The sequence below is a fragment of the Parasphingorhabdus sp. genome, assembly GCF_059726685.1.
The window spans coordinates 2778781-2796649 of record NZ_AP041068.1 but is presented as its reverse complement, the minus strand read 5'-3'; the positions used below and the strand labels follow the sequence as shown (position 1 = coordinate 2796649).

Sequence of the window (17869 nt, the reverse complement as noted above, 5' to 3'; positions counted from 1 at the left end):
TCGCGGTACCAGTGAACCAAGGGGGAAGGTAATATGAGAGTCGGTGTTTATCCTGGGACTTTTGACCCGGTCACACTTGGGCACATGGATATCATTCAGCGCGGGACGCGTCTGGTAGACAAATTGGTAATTGGTGTGACAACCAATCCTTCGAAATCCCCTATGTTTTCGCTCGAAGAACGGCTGGAAATGGTTCGCCGCGAAACAGCTGACTTGGGTGATGCGGTTGAGGTGGTCGCGTTTAATGCATTGCTGATGAAGTTTGCCCAAAAGCAGGGTGCCAGCGTGATCGTACGCGGGTTGCGGGCCGTTGCCGACTTTGAATATGAATATCAAATGGCCGGCATGAACCAGCAACTGAATGATCAGATTGAAACGGTGTTTTTGATGGCCGATGTCTCCTTGCAGCCAATTGCATCTCGTCTGGTGAAGGAAATCGCTGTTTATGGCGGCGAAATTCATAAATTTGTATCGCCCAAAGTCTGTGAAGAAGTGGTTGCCCGCGTGGCAGAAACTGGCTTGAAGGGCGAACAATAAGCGGGCAATGGAAAGATGAAAATCGGGTTTTGACAAGCAGTTCATTGCGGCGAAAGCATATCTCGTCCAATAGGCAGCAATATTATGATTGGGCGGGCAGATAAGCGCCGCCGAAATGACCAAAGAATAGGTGAGTAGTTTAATATGCTAAGCAAATATATTGTTTCCCTTTTTGCTGCCGCCATGATCAGTACTGGTGCAGCGGCACAGGAACAAGCGGTGCCCGCTGAACCGGCTCCGGCGTCTGTGCCGGCAGAGGAAAATATCCTACATTTGGACTTGTCCACCGGCGGACGGGTCACAATACAGCTATATCCAGCCATGGCCCCGAACCATGTAGAACGGATCAAGACGCTCACGCGGCAGGGTTTTTATGATGGGATTATTTTCCACAGAGTCATTGAAGGCTTCATGGCTCAAACCGGAGACCCTACCGGTACCGGTACAGGGGGTTCAGAGCTGCCTGACCTAGAAGCTGAATTCCACGCATTCCCCCATTTGAGAGGCGTAGTATCCATGGCTCGCGCCGAGAGTGAAGACAGTGCGAATAGCCAATTTTTCATTGTATTTTATCCGCGATTTGCTTTGGACAAAAAATACACGGTTTTCGGCCGGGTCTCTGCCGGCATGCAATATGTCGATGCGATCAATCGCGGCGAGCCACCAGCGAGCCCGAGCAGGATTTTACAGGCTTCGATTGCGGCTGACGGCAAAGCACCGCCAGCGCCTAGGTCTTTTGCGCCAATAGCTGAAAAAGAGATCACGATCGACGACCTGAACGCGCCAATTAACCCCTAGGCTTTCTCTATGCGCGTTGATCTTTTTGATTTTGCGCTTCCGCAGGAAAATATCGCGTTAAGGCCCGCTGTACCGAGAGACAGCGCGCGGCTGTTGAGTGTTTGCGGGTCAGAGCAATTGTCAGATCATCTCGTCTCCGAACTGCCAAAGTTGCTGTCAAAAAACGACATATTGGTTTTCAACGATACCAAAGTAATCCCGGCTCAGCTGGAGGGGCGTCGCGGTGAGGCGAAGATAGGTGCGACATTACATAAGCGCGTCGACCTGAGGCGTTGGCAGGCTTTTATTCGTAACGCCAAAAGACTGAAGATTGATGATGTCATAGACTTTGGTCAGAACGTTCTAGCGCGGGCCGAAGAAAAATATGACGACGGGAGTTTTCTGCTCCACTTTCTTGGTGACGAACCTGTCGAGCTTCTGCTGGGAAGAGCAGGGAGCATGCCGCTGCCGCCTTATATTGCGAGCAAACGTGACATCGACGAACGCGATGCGGAAGATTATCAGACAATGTTTGCCCGTGAAAAAGGAGCCGTCGCGGCACCAACGGCTGCGCTGCACTTTACCGATGGTTTGATGAAAGCCCTGAGCAAGGCTGGTGTGGGTCAAGAAACACTTACTTTGCATGTTGGCGCAGGAACGTTTCTTCCGGTGAAAGTGGACGAAACTGATGATCATCGGATGCACTCCGAATGGGGTCGAATCGAACCCGAGGTTGCTGATCGTCTCAATCAGGCGCGGCAGAATGGTGGCCGCGTAATTGCCGTCGGAACGACCAGCTTGCGCCTGCTGGAAAGTGCGACCGGAGAAGATGGCATTATCCAGCCCTTTGCGGGGGATACCGATATTTTCATCACGCCCGGCTATAAGTTTCGCGCCATTGATGGCCTGATGACTAATTTCCATTTGCCAAAATCAACTCTGTTCATGCTGGTCAGTGCGCTGATGGGGCTCGAGACTATGCAAGCGGCTTATGCCCACGCGATTGCAAAGGGATATCGATTTTACAGCTACGGGGATTCAAGCCTTCTGCTACCAGATAATAGCTAGTTATTCGCTGGCCTGGGTTATTCTGTCCAGCAGCTGTGCCCGTTCTCTCTGCAGCGCCTCCAGATTTACAAAATCTGGTTCGGTAATCTTAGTGGTCTCAAACAGCATGATTGAATTGTCTACACTTGCTAGCGCCGTCTCATAATCATCCCGCTTTTTGGCGATAGATGACTGTATCAGATTGGCAAGGAAGAGGAGCATATCTTGCATTGGATATTCTCTTTTTCCAGCAAGAGCCTCTATCTTTTTCGCAGATTTTATTGCGTCATCATATTCTGCTTCCAGACTGGCCTGATATTCCTCCGAACCGCGATACTCCGGTTTCTCCCGCATCAAAGCTCGTCGAGACCTGCGATGATCACGGGCAATCTCCTTCGCTTCTCTATAGGCTTGGAAACCTTCAAGTAGTGGCCAGCAATTATAAAGCGCAATCATCATCGCTTCACCTTCGGTCGCCTCGCAGCTTCGCAGGTCATCCCGATGCTTTGCTTCTATGACTATGGTTTTGGGGGCCGTGCTCATAATGCGCCTCAGAACACTGACATCGGGTTTCTTTGGCGCAGCTAGCTGCTGATTTTGATTTGTTTCGGAGCCAGATGCTTGGGGAGTGCTTTGAGAAGATGGCGGAACATTAGGAAATGAGAAATCCTCCAATTTGGTTTCCTGTGCGAAAACCTGGGCAGGAAGAATAGAAGCAGCAAGTAGGGCCAAGGTAAAGCAGCTGGGGGTTTTTGTCATGAAGCCGACCCTCAGTGTCTACCCGGCTATAGTCAAGCGCGAATAATTGTGCTGAAAGAAAAAGGGCGGCTCCAAAGGAGCCGCCCTTTTAAATTCTGGTATGTTAAAGCCTTAGCCTTCAGCAGCTACCGGCACCGGCGGATCATTGTCGGCCACTTCGGTCAGCGAACCACCCTGGGGTTCACATTCGCCTGCTTCTGTATATTTCCAGGCGTTGCCCTGGTAATCGACAACCGATGTACCGGCACAGCTTGTACCTTCGCCAGCGGCGCAATCATTTTCGCCTGCTTTGGCGATGCCGAAACATTTTTCTTTTTCAGCGGCCGCAACTTCGGTGACTTCTTCACCTGCAGCTTCAGCGCCTTCTGTTGCTTCGCTGGCACCGCCGGAACAGGCGGAAAGAGCAGCGGCTGCGATAAGCGCGGTTGCCGCTGAACCTAATTTCTTTGTCTTCGTCATAAAATACTCCCGATTTTGGTCTTTGAAAAACTGCTACCATCCTGCACAGTTATTGAGGGATTCGTACAGAACGGTCCCTTGGTTACACCATAAGGCAAAAAACGCAAAATTCTTTGTTTTTTCGAACCTTAGTTCGCTGATTAGGATGATTTTAATGGCCGACCGTTTTTCTTTTTCGATCGACGCCACGGATGGAAAGGCGCGTACCGGAAAAATTACGATGCAGCGCGGAGATATCCGCACACCGGCATTCATGCCAGTCGGGACGGCGGCCACGGTCAAGGCCATGAAGCCGGATACGGTTCGCGCTACGGGCGCCGATGTCATCCTCGGAAACACATATCACCTTATGCTGCGACCCGGCGCTGAAAGAGTTGCCAAGCTCGGTGGTTTGCACAAATTCATGAACTGGAATCGGCCTATCCTCACCGATAGTGGAGGCTATCAGGTTATGAGCCTCTCTGACCTTACGAAGATGAGTGAAGATGGCGTGGAATTCCAAAGCCATCTCGACGGGTCTCGCCATATGCTGACACCAGAACGATCGATGGAAATTCAGCGCTTGCTCGGTAGCGACATTGTCATGGTGTTTGATGAGTGCACAAAAAATGGCGCGACCCGAGAGGAAGCCATGTTGTCTATGGAGCGCTCCATGCGCTGGGCCAAACGATCCCGCGATGGTTTTGACAGCGGTGAAGAGCATGCTGCAAAGTCCGCTCTATTCGGCATTCAACAAGGGTCTCTCGACAAGGACATCCGGGCGGCTTCAGCCCAGGCCCTCATCGAAATCGGCTTTGATGGCTATGCGATTGGTGGGCTGGCCGTAGGAGAAGGGCAGGAGGCGATGTTCGGTGTACTCGACTACGCACCGGGTCAACTACCCGAAGATAAGCCGCGCTATCTTATGGGTGTTGGCAAGCCGGATGATCTCGTCGGCGCAGTGGAGCGCGGCGTAGATATGTTTGATTGCGTGCTGCCGAGCCGGTCTGGACGCAACGGACAGGCGTTCACGGCTACCGGGCCGATCAATATTCGCAATGCAAAATTCGCCGAAGACCTGGAGCCACTGGATGCAGATTGCACCTGTTCGGTTTGCCAGACTTACAGCCGCGCCTATCTGCATCACTTGATCCGATCCAAGGAGATATTGGGTGCCATGTTAATGACGGAGCATAATATTGCTTTTTACCAGTCACTTATGGCTGGAATGCGAGAGGCTATTACAGGTGGAGTTTTTGCGGCCTTTGCCAGCAATTTCCGCGGGAAATATCTTCGCCAATGATCAAAGGCCTGCCTGAACCGACGAGTTTGAAAGACGCTATGAAGCGTGCGCAGGACCATGCGCCTTATCTGTGCATGGCTATGGAAGTTCAACCGGAACTTATGGCGTTGCTGGATGGAGAGGATTTGAAAGCCGCGTTCGCATTTGTAAAGGAAGCGGGCACCAATGCTGAAAATGTTCGCCAGAAGCTAAGGCGGGAGAAGCGGGCGCTGGCACTGACCTTGGCAATTGGTGATTTGGCGGGACAGTTAAGTTTGACGGATGTGGTCACGCAACTTTCGGATTTTGCTGACCGATCACTGGATGAGGCGTTAGCGGATATCTATGCTACTCGCTATCCGGATGCCGACGCCGCTGGTTTTGCTGTCATTGGTCTGGGAAAGCATGGCAGCCGGGAACTGAACTATTCATCCGATATCGATCCGATTTTTATCTACGATCCGGAAAAAATCCCCACGCGTGGCCGCGAAGAACCAAGCGATGCCGCGCGCCGGATTGGTCAGCAATTGGTCGATGCGCTGAATACCCGGGATGCCGATGGCTATGTTTTCCGCGTCGACATGCGGTTGCGCCCATCGCCGGAAGTCAGTCCAGTCGCATTGCCCGTTGAAGCCGCGATCAGCTACTATGAATCCAGCGCGCTTGCTTGGGAGCAGGCGGCGTTTATTCGCTCGCGATTTGCGGCCGGTGACGCGGACTTGGGTCGTTATTTTCTGGAGACAATCAACCCCTTTATTTGGCGGCGTTCGCTGGACTATGGTGCTATTCGGAATATTGGCGCGGTTTCGGTGCAAATTCGCGACCATTATGCAGCTGGTCAAAAATTTGGACTCGGCTATGACCTGAAGCGCGGGCGCGGTGGTATCCGGGAAGCAGAGTTTTACGCGCAAATGCACCAACTTATTTTTGGCGGACGTGAACCGGAACTGCGGGTGCCAGCAACGCGAGAGGCGTTAAGCGCATTGGCAGATGCTGGAAGGATCAAAGCAGACAAGGCCTCGACATTGTCTGAATCCTACGAATTATATCGCGTCATCGAGCATCGCCTGCAGATGGTCAATGACCAGCAAACCCATAGCCTACCTGATGATGAGGCTGGGATGGACCGAGTGGCGAAGCTTCATGGATTGGATCGGGGCATTGATCTGCTGGCTCTTCTGGAACCGTCTGTCGAGGCGGTTGGCGCGATTTATGATGAATTGATTGATTCCGACAACAGCGATGTGTTGCCGCAAGCCGATCAGGCTTTGGTGGCGGCGCTGGAAAAAAGAGGTGTCGCACAAACCGGTATTTTCGCCGATAAAATCAAGCGGTGGCGCAGTGGCAAAGTCACGGCGCTGAGAAGCCCTGCGGCTGTGGAGTCTTTCGAAGCCGTATTGCCGGATATGATTGAGGCTATTGCCGGATCGCCGGACCCGCAGCAGGCTCTCATTCGACTGGACAGCCTGATTGACAAATTGCCGACCGCGATCAACTTCTTTCGTATGCTGGAGGCTCGCCCGGGGCTTCGGGAAATGCTCAGCCGTATTTTGAGTCATGCGCCGGTTCTGGCTGACGAATTGTCCCGTAGAACCGAATTATTTGAAGGATTGATCGATACAACCGCCTTAGATCTGCCGCCGTCTGTTGATGAGCTGGCAGAGCAATTTGCCCGTCGCGAAGACGGTGATGACTATCAGATGCTGCTCGACAGGGTGCGGGCGCGGGTGGGGGAGAAGCGCTTTGCTCTGGGTACCCAGCTTATCGAATCCCGTCACGATCCGCTGGCGATAGCTGCTGGCTATGCCCGTGTTGCAGAAGCCGCGATCCGGGTGCTCACCGATGCTACTATATCGGAATTTGAAGAAGCTCACGGCAAGATTGAAGGCAGCGAAATACTGGTGCTTGCGCTCGGTCGATTGGGTGGGGAAGCATTGACTCATGCATCTGACTTGGACCTGATTTTCCTGTTTACAGGGGACCACAGCGCAGAGTCCAACGGCCGACGCCCGTTGGGTGGAACGCAATATTTTAACCGGCTGGCGCAGCGTATCGTCGCGGGGCTATCTGTGCCTACAGCAGCGGGACCGCTTTATGAAGTGGACACACGCCTAAGGCCCTCCGGAACGCAAGGCCCAATGGCTGTAACGATCGAAAGTTTCTATAAATATCAGCAGGAAAGCGCCTGGACTTGGGAACATATGGCACTAACGAGAGCCCGTCCGGTCTATGGTAGCCCAGCGGCCTGCGATCAGTTGCAGGACCAGATCGTCACTATTTTGCAGAAAGAGCGGGAGCAGGAAGCGTTGCGCAAGGCTGTGCGCAAAATGCGACTGGATATTGTCGAACATAAACCACCCAAAGGACCGCTGGATACCAAGCTTATGGAGGGTGGTCTGGTGGACTGGGAATTTATCATTCACTTCCTTCAACTCAAAACCGGAGAGGCCCTGCATCCGCAATTGGGATTGGCTGCTCGCGGGTTGGTTGTTGGCGGACATTTGAACGAAAATATGGTTGCCGCTCATGAACTGATGACGCGGTTGCTGGTGGCTTTGCGATTAATGTCGCCGACCTGCGACTATCCGCCGGAGACAAGCCGTGAGTTGATTGCGAAAGCGGCAGGTCAGGAAAACTGGGATGCCCTTTTGAACGGGTATGACGCGGCCCGGCAATGCGTTATTGAAGAATGGAATCGGCACTTGCGGCCGGACCCTCATGAAATTTTAGGAGACATAATATGATAGAAGCCGGTGAGCAGATGCCCGATATGGATTTGACCGCGCCTGATGGCAGCACGGTGAAACTATCTGATTATCACGGCAAGAAGCTGGTATTGTTTTTCTATCCCAAGGCCAGCACACCGGGATGTACGACCGAGTCAAAAGACTTTTCCGCTTTATTGCCGGAATTTGAAAAAGCAGGCGCCGCAGTGCTTGGTATGTCCGCAGACAGTCCAAAACGTCAGCAGAATTTTATCAGCAAGCAGGAACTGACCGTTGATATCGCGTCCGACGAAAGCACCGATTTTCTTGAGAAAATCGGCGTGTGGGCGGAAAAAAAGATGTACGGTAAAACCTATATGGGCATCATCCGCTCGACCTTTCTGATCGGACCGGATGGCAAGGTTTTGCAGTCTTGGCCGAAAGTGAAGGTTAAAGGGCATGCCGAAGAAGTGCTCGCAGCGGTGCAGGCCGTTTAAGGATCTCGAGTTTGAACATTGCAACAGCCATGAAGCCATCGGCGGGCGAAGCTGTGCGACACGTGCTTATGACGGCGGACCCAGCCGCAAAGGTCATGGCAGCTCGCCATGCCACCAGAGAATGGCGGCAGGGTAGGTTGGAGCCGGATTTCGGTGTACCAATGCCCGACGTGCCAGCCCGACCCAGTCGGCCTGAACTGCTTCGGCCGGGTCAGATGCCGCGGCGAGGCAAGGGAACGTCGGTGACCAAGCGCATCGCGCTGATCCACGCTTTGGCCCATATCGAATTTGTCGCGATTGATCTGGCCTTTGACATGATCGGGCGATTTGGAGCCGAATTTCCGGATGAATTTGCTGACGACTGGTTTCGTGTTGGCGCTGAAGAAGCGATGCATTTTGTACTTTTGGACCGGCGATTGCGTGAAATGGGCAGCTTTTATGGTGATCTGCCGGCTCATGACGGCCTTTGGGATACTGCAAAAGAGACAGCCTATGATGCTTCCGCAAGGCTGGCGATCGTCCCGATGGTTCTGGAAGCGCGTGGTTTGGATATCACGTTAGACACGGTCGAACGCTTCAAGACACAGGGTGATCTGCTGACCGCGAAAGTATTAAATCGTATTTATCACGACGAGATAAATCACGTCTTTTTTGGAACAAAATGGTTTGAATATTGCTGTGAACGGCAAAAAACCGACCCTCATCGCCACTGGAAAAATCTTGTAAAAACGCACTTCAGAGGCGGTTTGAAGCCTCCATTCAACGACTCAGCGCGCCTTGCAGCCGGTTTAACCCAAGAATATTATCTTGGTATTGAATAATTAACCAAAATAAACCTACTTCTTTTCTCACAGGAACGGGGCAGACTTTCTGTCAAAAAAACAGAGCCGGGATGTATTTTTGGTTCGTAGTAGCAGGATTCGATCAGTTTATGACCGATAGCGTAGTAGGTTTGTATCAAGGGGTTGTGAAAAAAGTCACAGCAGTTGCGATTTTAGGATCGGCAATAACTTTTTCTTCCACAGCAATGGCAGCCGAGGCGGCGGATGCGGACTCAAGTCTTCCGCTTGATGTCCTCAAAGGCAAAACGGATAGCTCCGACAATGTCCTGGGTGAAGCAGATCCGGCCTTTCGGCTCCTTTTTAACAAATGGTCTGGTCAAGGCAAAAAGCAACCCGTCAAACTGACCATTCCTTCCCGCAAACCCGTTGAAAATTATAGACTAACCAGTTCTTTTGGTTTCCGGTCTGATCCCTTCAAAGGTCGCCGCGCCCGTCATAAGGGCATTGATATGGCTGGACCAGTGGGTACGCCAATCTATGCGACAGCCGATGGCATTGTTGGCCGATCCCAATGGGTTCGCGGTTATGGCAACTATATTGAAATCAATCACGGCAATGAAATTCAAACACGCTATGGTCACATGTCGCGACTGAATGTCAAAGCCAATGCCCGCGTAAAGAGCGGCGATCTTATCGGCTTTATGGGCTCTACCGGCCGTTCAACCGGTAGCCATCTGCACTATGAAGTGCGTATTGCGGGCGAAGCGGTTAACCCGGTCCCGTTCATGCAATCAAATGATTTCCTGCTGGCAGAAAAGGCGACGCCGGGCGTTGCACTTGGTGGTCCGGCCGAGTAATTTCATTCCGACACACCTTTGGGAGAGGGTGCCTAAGAGGGCTGGTGACGCTGAAACGCTTGCCGGCCCTTTTTAATTCCCAGCTTCTTTTGACAGTGAGCTATGCAATCCCTATCTTAAGATCATGACCCAAACTGCAGAACAAACCTCTTCCCAGGACATCATCCTGACTCCCAACGCGGCCAAGCGCGTCGCAGCTATTGCCGACAAGCAAGAGAAACCGGCGATATTGCGCCTAGCGGTGGAAGGTGGCGGTTGTTCGGGCTTTCAATATCGTTTTGGCTTGGCTGAAGAAGTAGAGTCTGATGATGTTGCTGTTCAGGAATCCGGTGTGACGCTGGTCGTCGATGAAATCAGCCTTGATCTCGTTCGCGGAAGTGCAGTGGACTTTGTTGAATCCCTGGGTGGTAGTGCGTTTCAGGTGACAAACCCCAACGCGGCCTCTGGTTGTGGTTGCGGCTCCAGCTTTTCTGTCTGATTGCTGCATCGGTGAGAATAGCCAGTTTTAACATTAACGGCATAAAAGCGCGCCTGCCGCGCTTGCTCGAATGGCTCGAAGAGACCAAGCCGGATGTCGCCTGTTTGCAGGAAATCAAAACGCAGGATGAGGGCTTTCCAGCGGCGGAATTCGAGAAAATTGGTTATGGTGCCATCTGGCATGGCCAAAAGAGTTTTAACGGTGTGGCTATATTGACCCGGGATCAGCAACCCGAAGAGACCAAACGCGGCCTTGATGGCGAACCGGAAGACGAACATAGCCGTTACCTTGAAGCCAATGTGAAGAGTGCGAATGGCGAAACAGTGCGCGTGGCCAGTATTTACCTGCCTAATGGCAATCCGCAGCCGGGTCCCAAATTCGATTTCAAACTCCGCTGGATGAAACGCCTTCGTGATCGCGCGGCTGAAATCTGGCAGGAGGAAATTCCTGCGATCTTGGCAGGTGATTACAATGTCATCCCGCGCGATAATGACGTGTTTTCGGTTAAGGCGATGGAAAATGATGCCTTGATGCAGCCGGAAAGTCGGCAGGCCTATCAGCGGATCGTTAATGACGGCTGGACGGACGCGCTGGGTGTTACTTATCCTGCAGGCAAAATCTGGACTTATTGGGACTATCGCAGCGGTGGTTGGCAGCGCGATCAGGGCTTCCGGATTGATCACCTGCTTCTCAGCCCTCCGGCTGCTGATCAGCTTACCCGTTGCGGCGTTGATAAAGAACATCGCGGGCGAGAAAAGGCCAGCGATCATGCACCAACCTGGATTGAACTCAACATCTGATGCGCGCCTTGCTGGCTAGTCTGGCCATTTCTGCGGGGCTCTATTTTGCAATCGTGGCATTGGCTTACAGTTTCCAGCGTGATCTGCTCTATTTTCCTAGTCAAATTGTTCTTTCAGAAAAACAATTGGAGGAGGCGGACTTTGAAGCTGTAAAAATAGCGTCAAAAGGCGCCGCCGAACTATTGTCTCTGTGGCGCCCTCCTGCCGATCCGACGAAACCGGTTGTCATCCACTTCCATGGCAATGCCGGTTCGCTAGCGGTTCGCTTGCCCATTTATCAGGCGATGGCGCAAGATGGCGCAGGCGTGCTGGCTGTCGGATATCCGGGTTATGGCGGCAATCCCGGCGTGCCGAGCGAAGAGACCTTCTACGCGGCGGCACAGGCCCATTATGACTGGTTGCTCGTCCAGGGCTATGGTGCTGACCGGATTGTCGTTGCGGCTCAGTCTTTGGGGACCGGTGTAGCGATATGGCTCGCATCCCGCAACGAAGCATCTGGGCTCATTCTGGAAGCGGCCTATACTGGCATGGATGAGATGGCCCAGCGACAATTCCCGATCCTCCCAGCGAAACTGCTGATAAAGGACCGTTATCGTTCCATCGAGCGGATAGACCAAATTGATATGCCGCTAATCTGGATACATGGCACGAATGATGAATTGATACCCTTTGAGATGGGACAAAGACTGTTTGACGCTGCCAAAGAGCCCAAAATAGCGCAACCCATTGAGAATGGCGGGCACAATGATCTTTGGATGCGCGGGATTGACGCGGTAGTGCGCAATGGTGCCCAGAGCTTTGTGTCCGGAGGCTAACGTTCTGGCTGGGGAGCGGAAGCCTTTTGCCACTCCCGCAACATATTATAGGCCACGGCGCTGGCCGGACCGTCACCCGTCAGCGCAACGGCGGCATATTGGAGTGATGCCGGGTCGATCATTACAAAAGCTTTTATCCCCGGCATTCCGCCTGCATGGCCAATCCAGATAGCCGGTTCACCCTTAGGCCCTGGTGCTCGCATGGCCATGACGCCGAGCCCGTAAAACATGTTCTTGTCAAACATAGGGTAGAGGGTAGAAAACATTACACTGCGCGTGTCAGGGCTAACCAAATCCCCATTTAGAAATGCGCGCCAGAAAAGAACCATGTCTGAAGATGTTGCAGCCATTGGTCCGGCCGCGCCTGGCGTACGGATATCAGACTTTTGGTCGCCACTTGGTCGAGGCTCAGCTATGTCTGATATATTATCATCTACATTGACCATATAGCTGTTTTTAAGACCAATTTTATCGATGATCTTGTTCTGAATAATCTGTGATAACGGTTGTCCATAAACCTGTTCTGCAATTTTACCGAGAAACAGATAGCCGGTGTTGGAATAGCGCCAATATTGCCCCGGACAGAAAAGCGGGCCGTGTTTTTTGAGGATACTGACACTGTCTTTCAGGCTGAGCGCTGCCGGTTCGTTTTTGGCGACGTCCCGATCTTCATTTGCGCTGTAAAGGCCGGAGGTGTGATTGAGCAGCATTCTGACGGTGATCAAGTCACCATTGGGCACGCCATCAATCCAGTTAGACAGTTTGGCGTCCAGTGACAGGCGGCCATCTTCGACCAGCTGCATGATAACTATGGCAGTAAGCTCTTGCCGACACTGGCCCAATAATGGAGTTTTTCAGTATCCTGCAAACCTTGTGTTTTGGTCCAGATGGAACCAGTTTGATTGGCCAGCGCAACAGTCAAGCTGGTTGCTTTGGACTTTGTCAGCATATCCGTGAACAGGGCTGCAAAAGCGCCATGATCCGTTGGTGATGGCCTTGGAGATGCTGCAACCACGGTTGGTATCGCCACCGAAATCGGAGCCGGGCCCACATACTTCATTTCGGCGGAACATTTTTCTGGTTTTTTTTGCAAAAACCTGAATGGGCAGGGCTACTAACGCAGCGGCTGGAACAAGGTGAGAAGCAGCTTTGAAAGCAATCATATGATTTTCTCTTGAAAAAAGCGGGGCAGAGTTGCTTTGATGCGTAATATGATTGCGCTGAAACCGGGATGAATGGGTCGGTTAAATTGCTTTCTCATAAAGTGTATAGACCCGATTGATCTTGGACTCGATGGCATCGGCAATTGCCACCATCCCCTTGTTATCATCCAATATCCATCCGATTTCCCCGCGCGTCGCGCCATAGTTGGCAACGGCTTCCCGGCGGATATATTCGATCATCATAAATGCCATTTGACTGGCCATCCGACTGTTTTGCAAGTCTTTGACGACACCCATTAGCGGTACGCGCATGGTCGGCGACGTCGGAAACTTAAGCCACCAAAGCAGTTTAGCCCAATTGAAGGGCAGCAAACTGCCTTTCATTTTTTTAATTCGGTCATTGAGGTCGGGTAACGACATCATAAAAGCTACCGGTTTGCCTTCCAGCTCGGCGATCATGATCAGGTCTTCATATACAATCGGCTTCAATTTGACGCCAACATGGTCAATCTCATGATCTGTTAGCGGAACAAATCCCCAATTGTCCGACCAGGCATCATTGAGGATATTCATGATGATTTTGGCATCGCGGTCAAAATGTCTCTTATCGACTTTGCGCAATCTCAGCTTGCTGCTGCGTTCTCCCGATTTCACAATTCGTTCAATGAGCGGCGGGAAACCGTCTGTGATGGGCAGATCATAGGTGATCAGTTCTTTTACGCTTTTGTAACCGTCTGCCTCAATCCAGCCTTGATATTCTGCCTTATGATGCCCCATCATCACGGTCGGGCTATGATCATGCCCCATGGTGAGCAGGCCGGGCTCGTCCCATACAGACAGGCTCATGGGAGCGATGATGCGATGCATGCCTTGTTCTTTCAACCATTTTTCCGCTGCAGTGATCAATGCTTTTGTCGTCGCTTCATTCTCTGCTTCCAGCAGACCCCAATTGCCTGTGCCGGGTCCCAAGCCCTGTTCGACGGGCTGTTTCAAAGCCAGATGATCGATATGTGCGCTAATCCGGCCTACGATTCTTCCATCTTGTTCTGCGAGGAAAAGTTGGACCGTTGCATGTTCAAAAAAAGGGTTCTTTTTGGGAGTCAGAAGTGCGTAAACCTCAGATTTTAGAGGCGGCACCCAATGCGGATCATTTGCATTTAAACGATAGGCGAGTTCGACAAAGCTTTTGAGCTGGGCCTTGGTGGTAACGGGTTTTATGATTATATGCGACGACACTGTAATTATTTGCACCTTTTGCGTGATAATTTGCACTTAGCTTTGCCATGCTGTGGCGTTATTCAGACTAGCATGTCAAGCGCTTGGGCCTGTCTCGTCTGTGTTGAAGGCCGGAGCGAGAAACCATAGCAATGCCATCATCTCGCCATGATGTACTGCTGTAGGCATCACATTACGAAGACAGGATATTATGAAACATTCTCCCCCTCAGGCTACAGACGCCGCGAAAGCCCCGGCTTTTGATGACAATGAGCTGATCCGCACTGCCGCGAAAGTCACGCGTGACCTTAATGCCGCTCGCCCGGTGATCTATTGGTCCGATTTGCTAGCTTCCACTGTAATTGGCTATGCTGCCATGGTTGCCGCAGTCATGCTGGACAATATCGGTTTAGCAATACTGTCAGCTATTGTCTCGGTTCTGGCGCTGTATCGGGCAGGCAGCTTCATTCATGAACTGACCCATATCCGACGTGGTGCGCTGCCAGGTTTCCGCTTCGCTTGGAATGCCCTGATAGGTGTTCCGCTATTGCTTCCGTCTTTCATGTACGAAGGGATCCACAATCTCCACCATGCTCGCACGCGCTATGGTACCGTTGAAGATCCGGAATATTTGCCGCTGGCCCTTATGAAACCCTACACTGTGCCGTTGTTTGTGCTGGTATCGGCATTGGCCCCGGTTGGTCTGTTTATTCGCTATGGGCTGCTGGCGCCGTTATCCGCAGTGATTCCGCCACTTCGAAAACTGGTTGTTGAGCGTTATTCCGGTCTGATTATCAATCCGGAATTCCGTCGCCGTCCACCTGAGGGCGAGTTTAAAAAGCAGTGGTATGCGCAGGAAATTGCGGCAAGCATCTGGGCCATTGTTGTCTTGACCGCCGTGGCTACCGGGTTTTTGCCATTAAGAGCATTTTTGATTGCTGTTGCGATTGCCGCGGGCTCGGTGGTGCTCAACCAGATTCGCACGCTGGTTGCTCATCTCTGGGAAAATGATGGCGAAGTCATGAGTGTGACCGAGCAATATCTCGACAGCGTCAATGTTCCACCTCCCGGACTTCTGCCAGCTTTGTGGGCGCCAGTTGGACTGCGCTATCATGCGTTACACCACTTGTTGCCGGGCGTTCCTTATCATGGACTGGGTGAGGCACATCGGCGTATTGCCGAAGCGTTGCCGAAAGGATCGACCTACTATCGGGCCAATCATACCAGCTTATGGGGTCTGGTGATGGGATTGGTGCGGGGCAGTTCTGGTCACGCGGCGTCGAGCCAGTCAACCGCCGCCAACTAAGCTTATTCTTCAGTTCTTATCAGTACTGTTTCGCCGATCAGAAAGAACAGAATGAACGGCGCCCAGGCCGCCAATATCGGCGGGTAGGCGCCAATTGTTCCCATGGCCAGCGAGAAGTTATCTGCGACAAAATAGGCAAAGCCAAGCGCCATCCCGAGTACCGCGCGGACGAATAACTGTCCTGATCGCGCCAGGCCAAAAGCGGCCACTGCGCCAAGTAGCGGCATCAATACCGCAGACAAGGGCCCTGAAATCTTGTGCCATAGACTGGCCTCCAGCGCCATTGTTGGCCGTCCCGCCTCTTTCAATTCCGCAATAGCGGATCTCAACTGCGGGAAGGACAAGCCATCTGCTTTAACATCGGCAAGCGTGAACTGGTCAGGGCGCAAAGTATCGCCGACTGTGATGCTGTCCCTTTTTTCCTCCGTGCCGGTCAGCACGTTAAACTGTGTCACCCCCGTCACGGTCCAGGATGACCCAGTGAACCGTGCTTCGTCACCCTGCATCAGGTTGCGCAGGCCGCTGTTGGTCCGGTTATAGACAGTTATGTCTTCCAGAACCACATCCGTACCGCGGCCGGTCACGGTCTTTGCGTTGATCAGATTGTCTCCGTCTTTGACCCAAACGTTGGTCCGGACATTGCTCGCGGCCGGTACTGGTCCATAATCAACCTTCTCCCAGGCTGAGAGCTTGGCTGTAGCCGGTGCCACGACAATTTCGTTGAACAGAAAAGATATAATGGCGACGAACAGGCTCGTAATGATTAAAGGCGCCAGAATTTGATGCGCGGAGAGTCCGCCAGCTTTCATCGAAATAACTTCGCTATTCTGGTTTAGCGTCGCGGCAGTTATGATTGTACCCAACAGCACTGCAAAGGGTAAAAAACGTTGGATGAGCTGTGGTGCCCGCCAAGTAACGTAAGTCCACAGTTCACTCTGCCCATTTCCTTCCTGCGCGAGAATGCGCCCGCTTTCACCGAGTAGGTCCAGCGCCTGCAGCACCAGCACCAAAAGCGCGAGCACGGCCAAGGTTCGTAACATCAGCATTTTTGCCATGTAAAGGGCGAGCGTTCGCGACGGGAAAAAATCCATGTCTATGCGTCTCCGTTCATGTCGCTGAGGCCATAAGGTCTAATCCCGAACATCGGCGCGCTTTCGATTGAAATTGAGAATGCTTTTGAACACACCGCCAAACTTTGAAAAAGCCTTTTCCAGTGCAGCGATTGGCTGTCCGCCTGGAACATTCGCGACCATATGATACATCCAGATAATGAGCCCGCCGAACAGCGCGAATGGAACCCACAGAGCGATAATGGGGTCAACAATGCCGAGCGCTCCCAAGTCTTCGCCATATTGGTTGACCTTGTGATAAGTCACGATCATTACGATCGAAATGAAGACACCAAGCGCGGAATTGGATCTTTTTGGCGGTATTGCCAAGGCCACAGCCAATAGTGGCATCAACAACATCATGACCACTTCGACCATCCGGAAATGGAAGTTTGCGCGGCTTTGATTGCGCTCGGTCTCGGAGCGATCTTGATCCAGTCCCACTCTGACAAGCTCCGGAATTGTATATTCCAAGTCAGCACCACCTCTCGACCGAAAGGCTTCGATATCCGGAAGGTCGATAGGAAGATCATGGCTGCTGAAGCTTAATATCCTCGGTTTTTCGTAAGTTGGCGCATCATGGATCAGCACACCTTGAGACAAACGCAATATGATTGTATCGGGATCATCAGTCGCCAGAAACTGGCCATTTTCTGCGGTTACGGATACGATTTGACCGGATTTGTTTTCAGCCCGGACAAACATACCGCTTAATTTGGTTCCGTTATCACGGCTTTCTTCGATCCGCATCGTCATTCTGGAGCCCAAATTGGTGAATTCACCGACTTTTATCGACGCTCCCAGCGCACCGGAGCGCAATTCAAAGCGCAGTTCTTCATAATAATAGCGCGACAGCGGCTGGATGAATCCGACCAATGCAAGATTCACCAGCATCAGTGACACTGCGAACATGTACGGCACTTTCAAAAGACGGGCATATCCCTGACCAACCGCCCGAAAAACATCTAGTTCGGAGCTTAGGGCCAGTTTTCGAAAGGCTAGCAATATTCCCAGCAGCAGGCCGATAGGAATTCCGAGTGAGAGATATTCTGGAATAAGGTTGGCCAGCATTCGCCAGACCACACTGACCGGTCCGCCCTCTGCCGCAACAAAGTCAAATAGCCGCAACATCTTTTCGAGTACGAGCAACATAGCCGCGATAACCAGCGTGCTAAAGAGCGGAACGGCGATCAAACGGGCTATGTAGCGATCAGTGGAACTGAGAAATTTCAACTTATCGTCGCCCTCTTACCATGTTTCTGCCGCAAATCATTTTCATAACCACATTTATATCAGGGGGTT

19 protein-coding genes are annotated in these 17869 nt (G+C 52.1%); 12 read left to right on the top strand and 7 right to left on the bottom strand.

The genetic code is table 11. The features are described 5' to 3' along the window. The first annotated feature begins 33 nt into the window (after positions 1-33). From coaD to queA, 3 genes are all read left to right on the top strand, one after another. Positions 34-537, top strand: coding sequence for a pantetheine-phosphate adenylyltransferase (gene coaD, locus AC6I9Z_RS13765; RefSeq protein ID WP_109356599.1), 504 nt, complete (start codon positions 34-36; stop codon positions 535-537). A gap of 144 nt (positions 538-681) precedes the next feature. Then, positions 682-1335, top strand: coding sequence for a peptidylprolyl isomerase (locus AC6I9Z_RS13760; protein WP_109356600.1), 654 nt, complete (start codon positions 682-684; stop codon positions 1333-1335). Positions 1336-1344: 9 nt separating this feature from the next. Then, positions 1345-2382, top strand: coding sequence for a tRNA preQ1(34) S-adenosylmethionine ribosyltransferase-isomerase QueA (gene queA, locus AC6I9Z_RS13755; protein ID WP_461456339.1), 1038 nt, complete (start codon positions 1345-1347; stop codon positions 2380-2382). Here queA and AC6I9Z_RS13750 read toward each other — a convergent pair whose 3' ends face one another. Together AC6I9Z_RS13750 and AC6I9Z_RS13745 are read right to left on the bottom strand one after the other, a co-directional pair. Further along, entirely contained in the window at positions 2383-2904 is a 522-nt protein-coding gene (locus AC6I9Z_RS13750) for a hypothetical protein (protein WP_461456338.1), read from the bottom strand. A 327-nt stretch (positions 2905-3231) separates the two neighbouring features. After that, positions 3232-3579 carry a BufA1 family periplasmic bufferin-type metallophore gene (locus tag AC6I9Z_RS13745; protein WP_461456337.1) on the bottom strand — a complete coding sequence of 116 codons (348 nt, stop codon included), beginning with the start codon at positions 3577-3579 and terminating at the stop codon, positions 3232-3234. A 154-nt stretch (positions 3580-3733) separates the two neighbouring features. Between AC6I9Z_RS13745 and tgt the strand changes: the two genes are divergently transcribed. The 8 genes from tgt to AC6I9Z_RS13705 all read left to right on the top strand — a co-directional run bounded on the left by tgt (position 3734) and on the right by AC6I9Z_RS13705 (position 11774). Next, the gene (gene tgt / locus AC6I9Z_RS13740; protein ID WP_461456336.1) at positions 3734-4861 is read left to right on the top strand and encodes a tRNA guanosine(34) transglycosylase Tgt; all 1128 of its coding nucleotides are present in this window, start codon (positions 3734-3736) and stop codon (positions 4859-4861) included. After that, the gene (glnE, locus tag AC6I9Z_RS13735) at positions 4858-7584 is read left to right on the top strand and encodes a bifunctional [glutamate--ammonia ligase]-adenylyl-L-tyrosine phosphorylase/[glutamate--ammonia-ligase] adenylyltransferase (RefSeq protein ID WP_461456335.1); all 2727 of its coding nucleotides are present in this window, start codon (positions 4858-4860) and stop codon (positions 7582-7584) included. Before tgt ends, glnE begins: the two co-directional genes overlap by 4 nt. After that, positions 7581-8042: a peroxiredoxin gene (locus AC6I9Z_RS13730; protein WP_461456334.1), complete on the top strand. Its 462-nt coding sequence runs from the start codon at positions 7581-7583 to the stop codon at positions 8040-8042. Before glnE ends, AC6I9Z_RS13730 begins: the two co-directional genes overlap by 4 nt. 29 nt (positions 8043-8071) lie before the next feature. Next, entirely contained in the window at positions 8072-8863 is a 792-nt protein-coding gene (locus AC6I9Z_RS13725) for a ferritin-like domain-containing protein (protein ID WP_461456935.1), read from the top strand. A 110-nt stretch (positions 8864-8973) separates the two neighbouring features. Next, on the top strand, positions 8974-9681 hold the full coding sequence (locus AC6I9Z_RS13720) for a M23 family metallopeptidase (protein WP_254054365.1): 708 nt from the start codon (positions 8974-8976) through the stop codon (positions 9679-9681). Between the two features lie 124 nt (positions 9682-9805). After that, the gene (gene erpA, locus AC6I9Z_RS13715; RefSeq protein WP_461456333.1) at positions 9806-10159 is read left to right on the top strand and encodes an iron-sulfur cluster insertion protein ErpA; all 354 of its coding nucleotides are present in this window, start codon (positions 9806-9808) and stop codon (positions 10157-10159) included. 11 nt (positions 10160-10170) lie between these two features. Then, a complete protein-coding gene (gene xth / locus AC6I9Z_RS13710) occupies positions 10171-10959 on the top strand; it encodes an exodeoxyribonuclease III (RefSeq protein WP_461456933.1) in 789 nt (262 codons plus the stop codon). Then, complete coding sequence (locus tag AC6I9Z_RS13705; RefSeq protein ID WP_461456332.1) at positions 10959-11774, top strand: alpha/beta hydrolase; 816 nt, start codon at positions 10959-10961, stop codon at positions 11772-11774. The genes xth and AC6I9Z_RS13705 overlap by 1 nt, the downstream gene beginning before the upstream one ends. Here the strand turns inward: AC6I9Z_RS13705 and AC6I9Z_RS13700 are convergent. The 3 genes from AC6I9Z_RS13700 to AC6I9Z_RS13690 all read right to left on the bottom strand — a co-directional run bounded on the left by AC6I9Z_RS13700 (position 11771) and on the right by AC6I9Z_RS13690 (position 14173). Then, positions 11771-12577 (bottom strand): serine hydrolase domain-containing protein, encoded by an 807-nt coding sequence (locus AC6I9Z_RS13700; protein WP_461456331.1) that lies wholly within the window; start codon positions 12575-12577, stop codon positions 11771-11773. The two genes, AC6I9Z_RS13705 and AC6I9Z_RS13700, sit on opposite strands and share 4 nt — an antisense overlap. 5 nt (positions 12578-12582) lie before the next feature. Continuing rightward, complete coding sequence (locus tag AC6I9Z_RS13695; protein ID WP_461456330.1) at positions 12583-12834, bottom strand: hypothetical protein; 252 nt, start codon at positions 12832-12834, stop codon at positions 12583-12585. Between the two features lie 184 nt (positions 12835-13018). Continuing rightward, the gene (locus tag AC6I9Z_RS13690; RefSeq protein WP_109357657.1) at positions 13019-14173 is read right to left on the bottom strand and encodes a GNAT family N-acetyltransferase; all 1155 of its coding nucleotides are present in this window, start codon (positions 14171-14173) and stop codon (positions 13019-13021) included. Positions 14174-14363: 190 nt separating this feature from the next. Here AC6I9Z_RS13690 and AC6I9Z_RS13685 point away from each other — a divergent pair, with 190 nt between their 5' ends. Further along, the gene (locus tag AC6I9Z_RS13685) at positions 14364-15458 is read left to right on the top strand and encodes a fatty acid desaturase family protein (protein WP_461456329.1); all 1095 of its coding nucleotides are present in this window, start codon (positions 14364-14366) and stop codon (positions 15456-15458) included. Between the two features lie 2 nt (positions 15459-15460). Here AC6I9Z_RS13685 and lptG read toward each other — a convergent pair whose 3' ends face one another. Together lptG and lptF are read right to left on the bottom strand one after the other, a co-directional pair. Next, positions 15461-16555 (bottom strand): LPS export ABC transporter permease LptG, encoded by a 1095-nt coding sequence (gene lptG, locus AC6I9Z_RS13680; protein ID WP_109356612.1) that lies wholly within the window; start codon positions 16553-16555, stop codon positions 15461-15463. Positions 16556-16588: 33 nt separating this feature from the next. Further along, positions 16589-17800: an LPS export ABC transporter permease LptF gene (gene lptF, locus AC6I9Z_RS13675; protein ID WP_109356613.1), complete on the bottom strand. Its 1212-nt coding sequence runs from the start codon at positions 17798-17800 to the stop codon at positions 16589-16591. Positions 17801-17869 lie beyond the last annotated feature (69 nt).

Bases quoted from the DNA above. Each gene is read 5' to 3' on its own strand.
- AC6I9Z_RS13685 (WP_461456329.1), top strand. From the start codon at position 14,364: ATGAAACATTCTCCCCCTCAGGCTACAGACGCCGCGAAAGCCCCGGCT.
- tgt (WP_461456336.1), top strand. From the start codon at position 3,734: ATGGCCGACCGTTTTTCTTTTTCGATCGACGCCACGGATGGAAAGGCG.
- erpA (WP_461456333.1), top strand. From the start codon at position 9,806: ATGACCCAAACTGCAGAACAAACCTCTTCCCAGGACATCATCCTGACT.
- AC6I9Z_RS13745 (WP_461456337.1), bottom strand. From the start codon at position 3,579: ATGACGAAGACAAAGAAATTAGGTTCAGCGGCAACCGCGCTTATCGCA.
- AC6I9Z_RS13700 (WP_461456331.1), bottom strand. From the start codon at position 12,577: ATGCAGCTGGTCGAAGATGGCCGCCTGTCACTGGACGCCAAACTGTCT.
- AC6I9Z_RS13725 (WP_461456935.1), top strand. From the start codon at position 8,072: ATGAAGCCATCGGCGGGCGAAGCTGTGCGACACGTGCTTATGACGGCG.
- glnE (WP_461456335.1), top strand. From the start codon at position 4,858: ATGATCAAAGGCCTGCCTGAACCGACGAGTTTGAAAGACGCTATGAAG.
- AC6I9Z_RS13720 (WP_254054365.1), top strand. From the start codon at position 8,974: ATGACCGATAGCGTAGTAGGTTTGTATCAAGGGGTTGTGAAAAAAGTC.
- AC6I9Z_RS13750 (WP_461456338.1), bottom strand. From the start codon at position 2,904: ATGAGCACGGCCCCCAAAACCATAGTCATAGAAGCAAAGCATCGGGAT.
- AC6I9Z_RS13730 (WP_461456334.1), top strand. From the start codon at position 7,581: ATGATAGAAGCCGGTGAGCAGATGCCCGATATGGATTTGACCGCGCCT.
- AC6I9Z_RS13760 (WP_109356600.1), top strand. From the start codon at position 682: ATGCTAAGCAAATATATTGTTTCCCTTTTTGCTGCCGCCATGATCAGT.
- queA (WP_461456339.1), top strand. From the start codon at position 1,345: ATGCGCGTTGATCTTTTTGATTTTGCGCTTCCGCAGGAAAATATCGCG.
- coaD (WP_109356599.1), top strand. From the start codon at position 34: ATGAGAGTCGGTGTTTATCCTGGGACTTTTGACCCGGTCACACTTGGG.
- AC6I9Z_RS13705 (WP_461456332.1), top strand. From the start codon at position 10,959: ATGCGCGCCTTGCTGGCTAGTCTGGCCATTTCTGCGGGGCTCTATTTT.
- AC6I9Z_RS13695 (WP_461456330.1), bottom strand. From the start codon at position 12,834: ATGAAGTATGTGGGCCCGGCTCCGATTTCGGTGGCGATACCAACCGTG.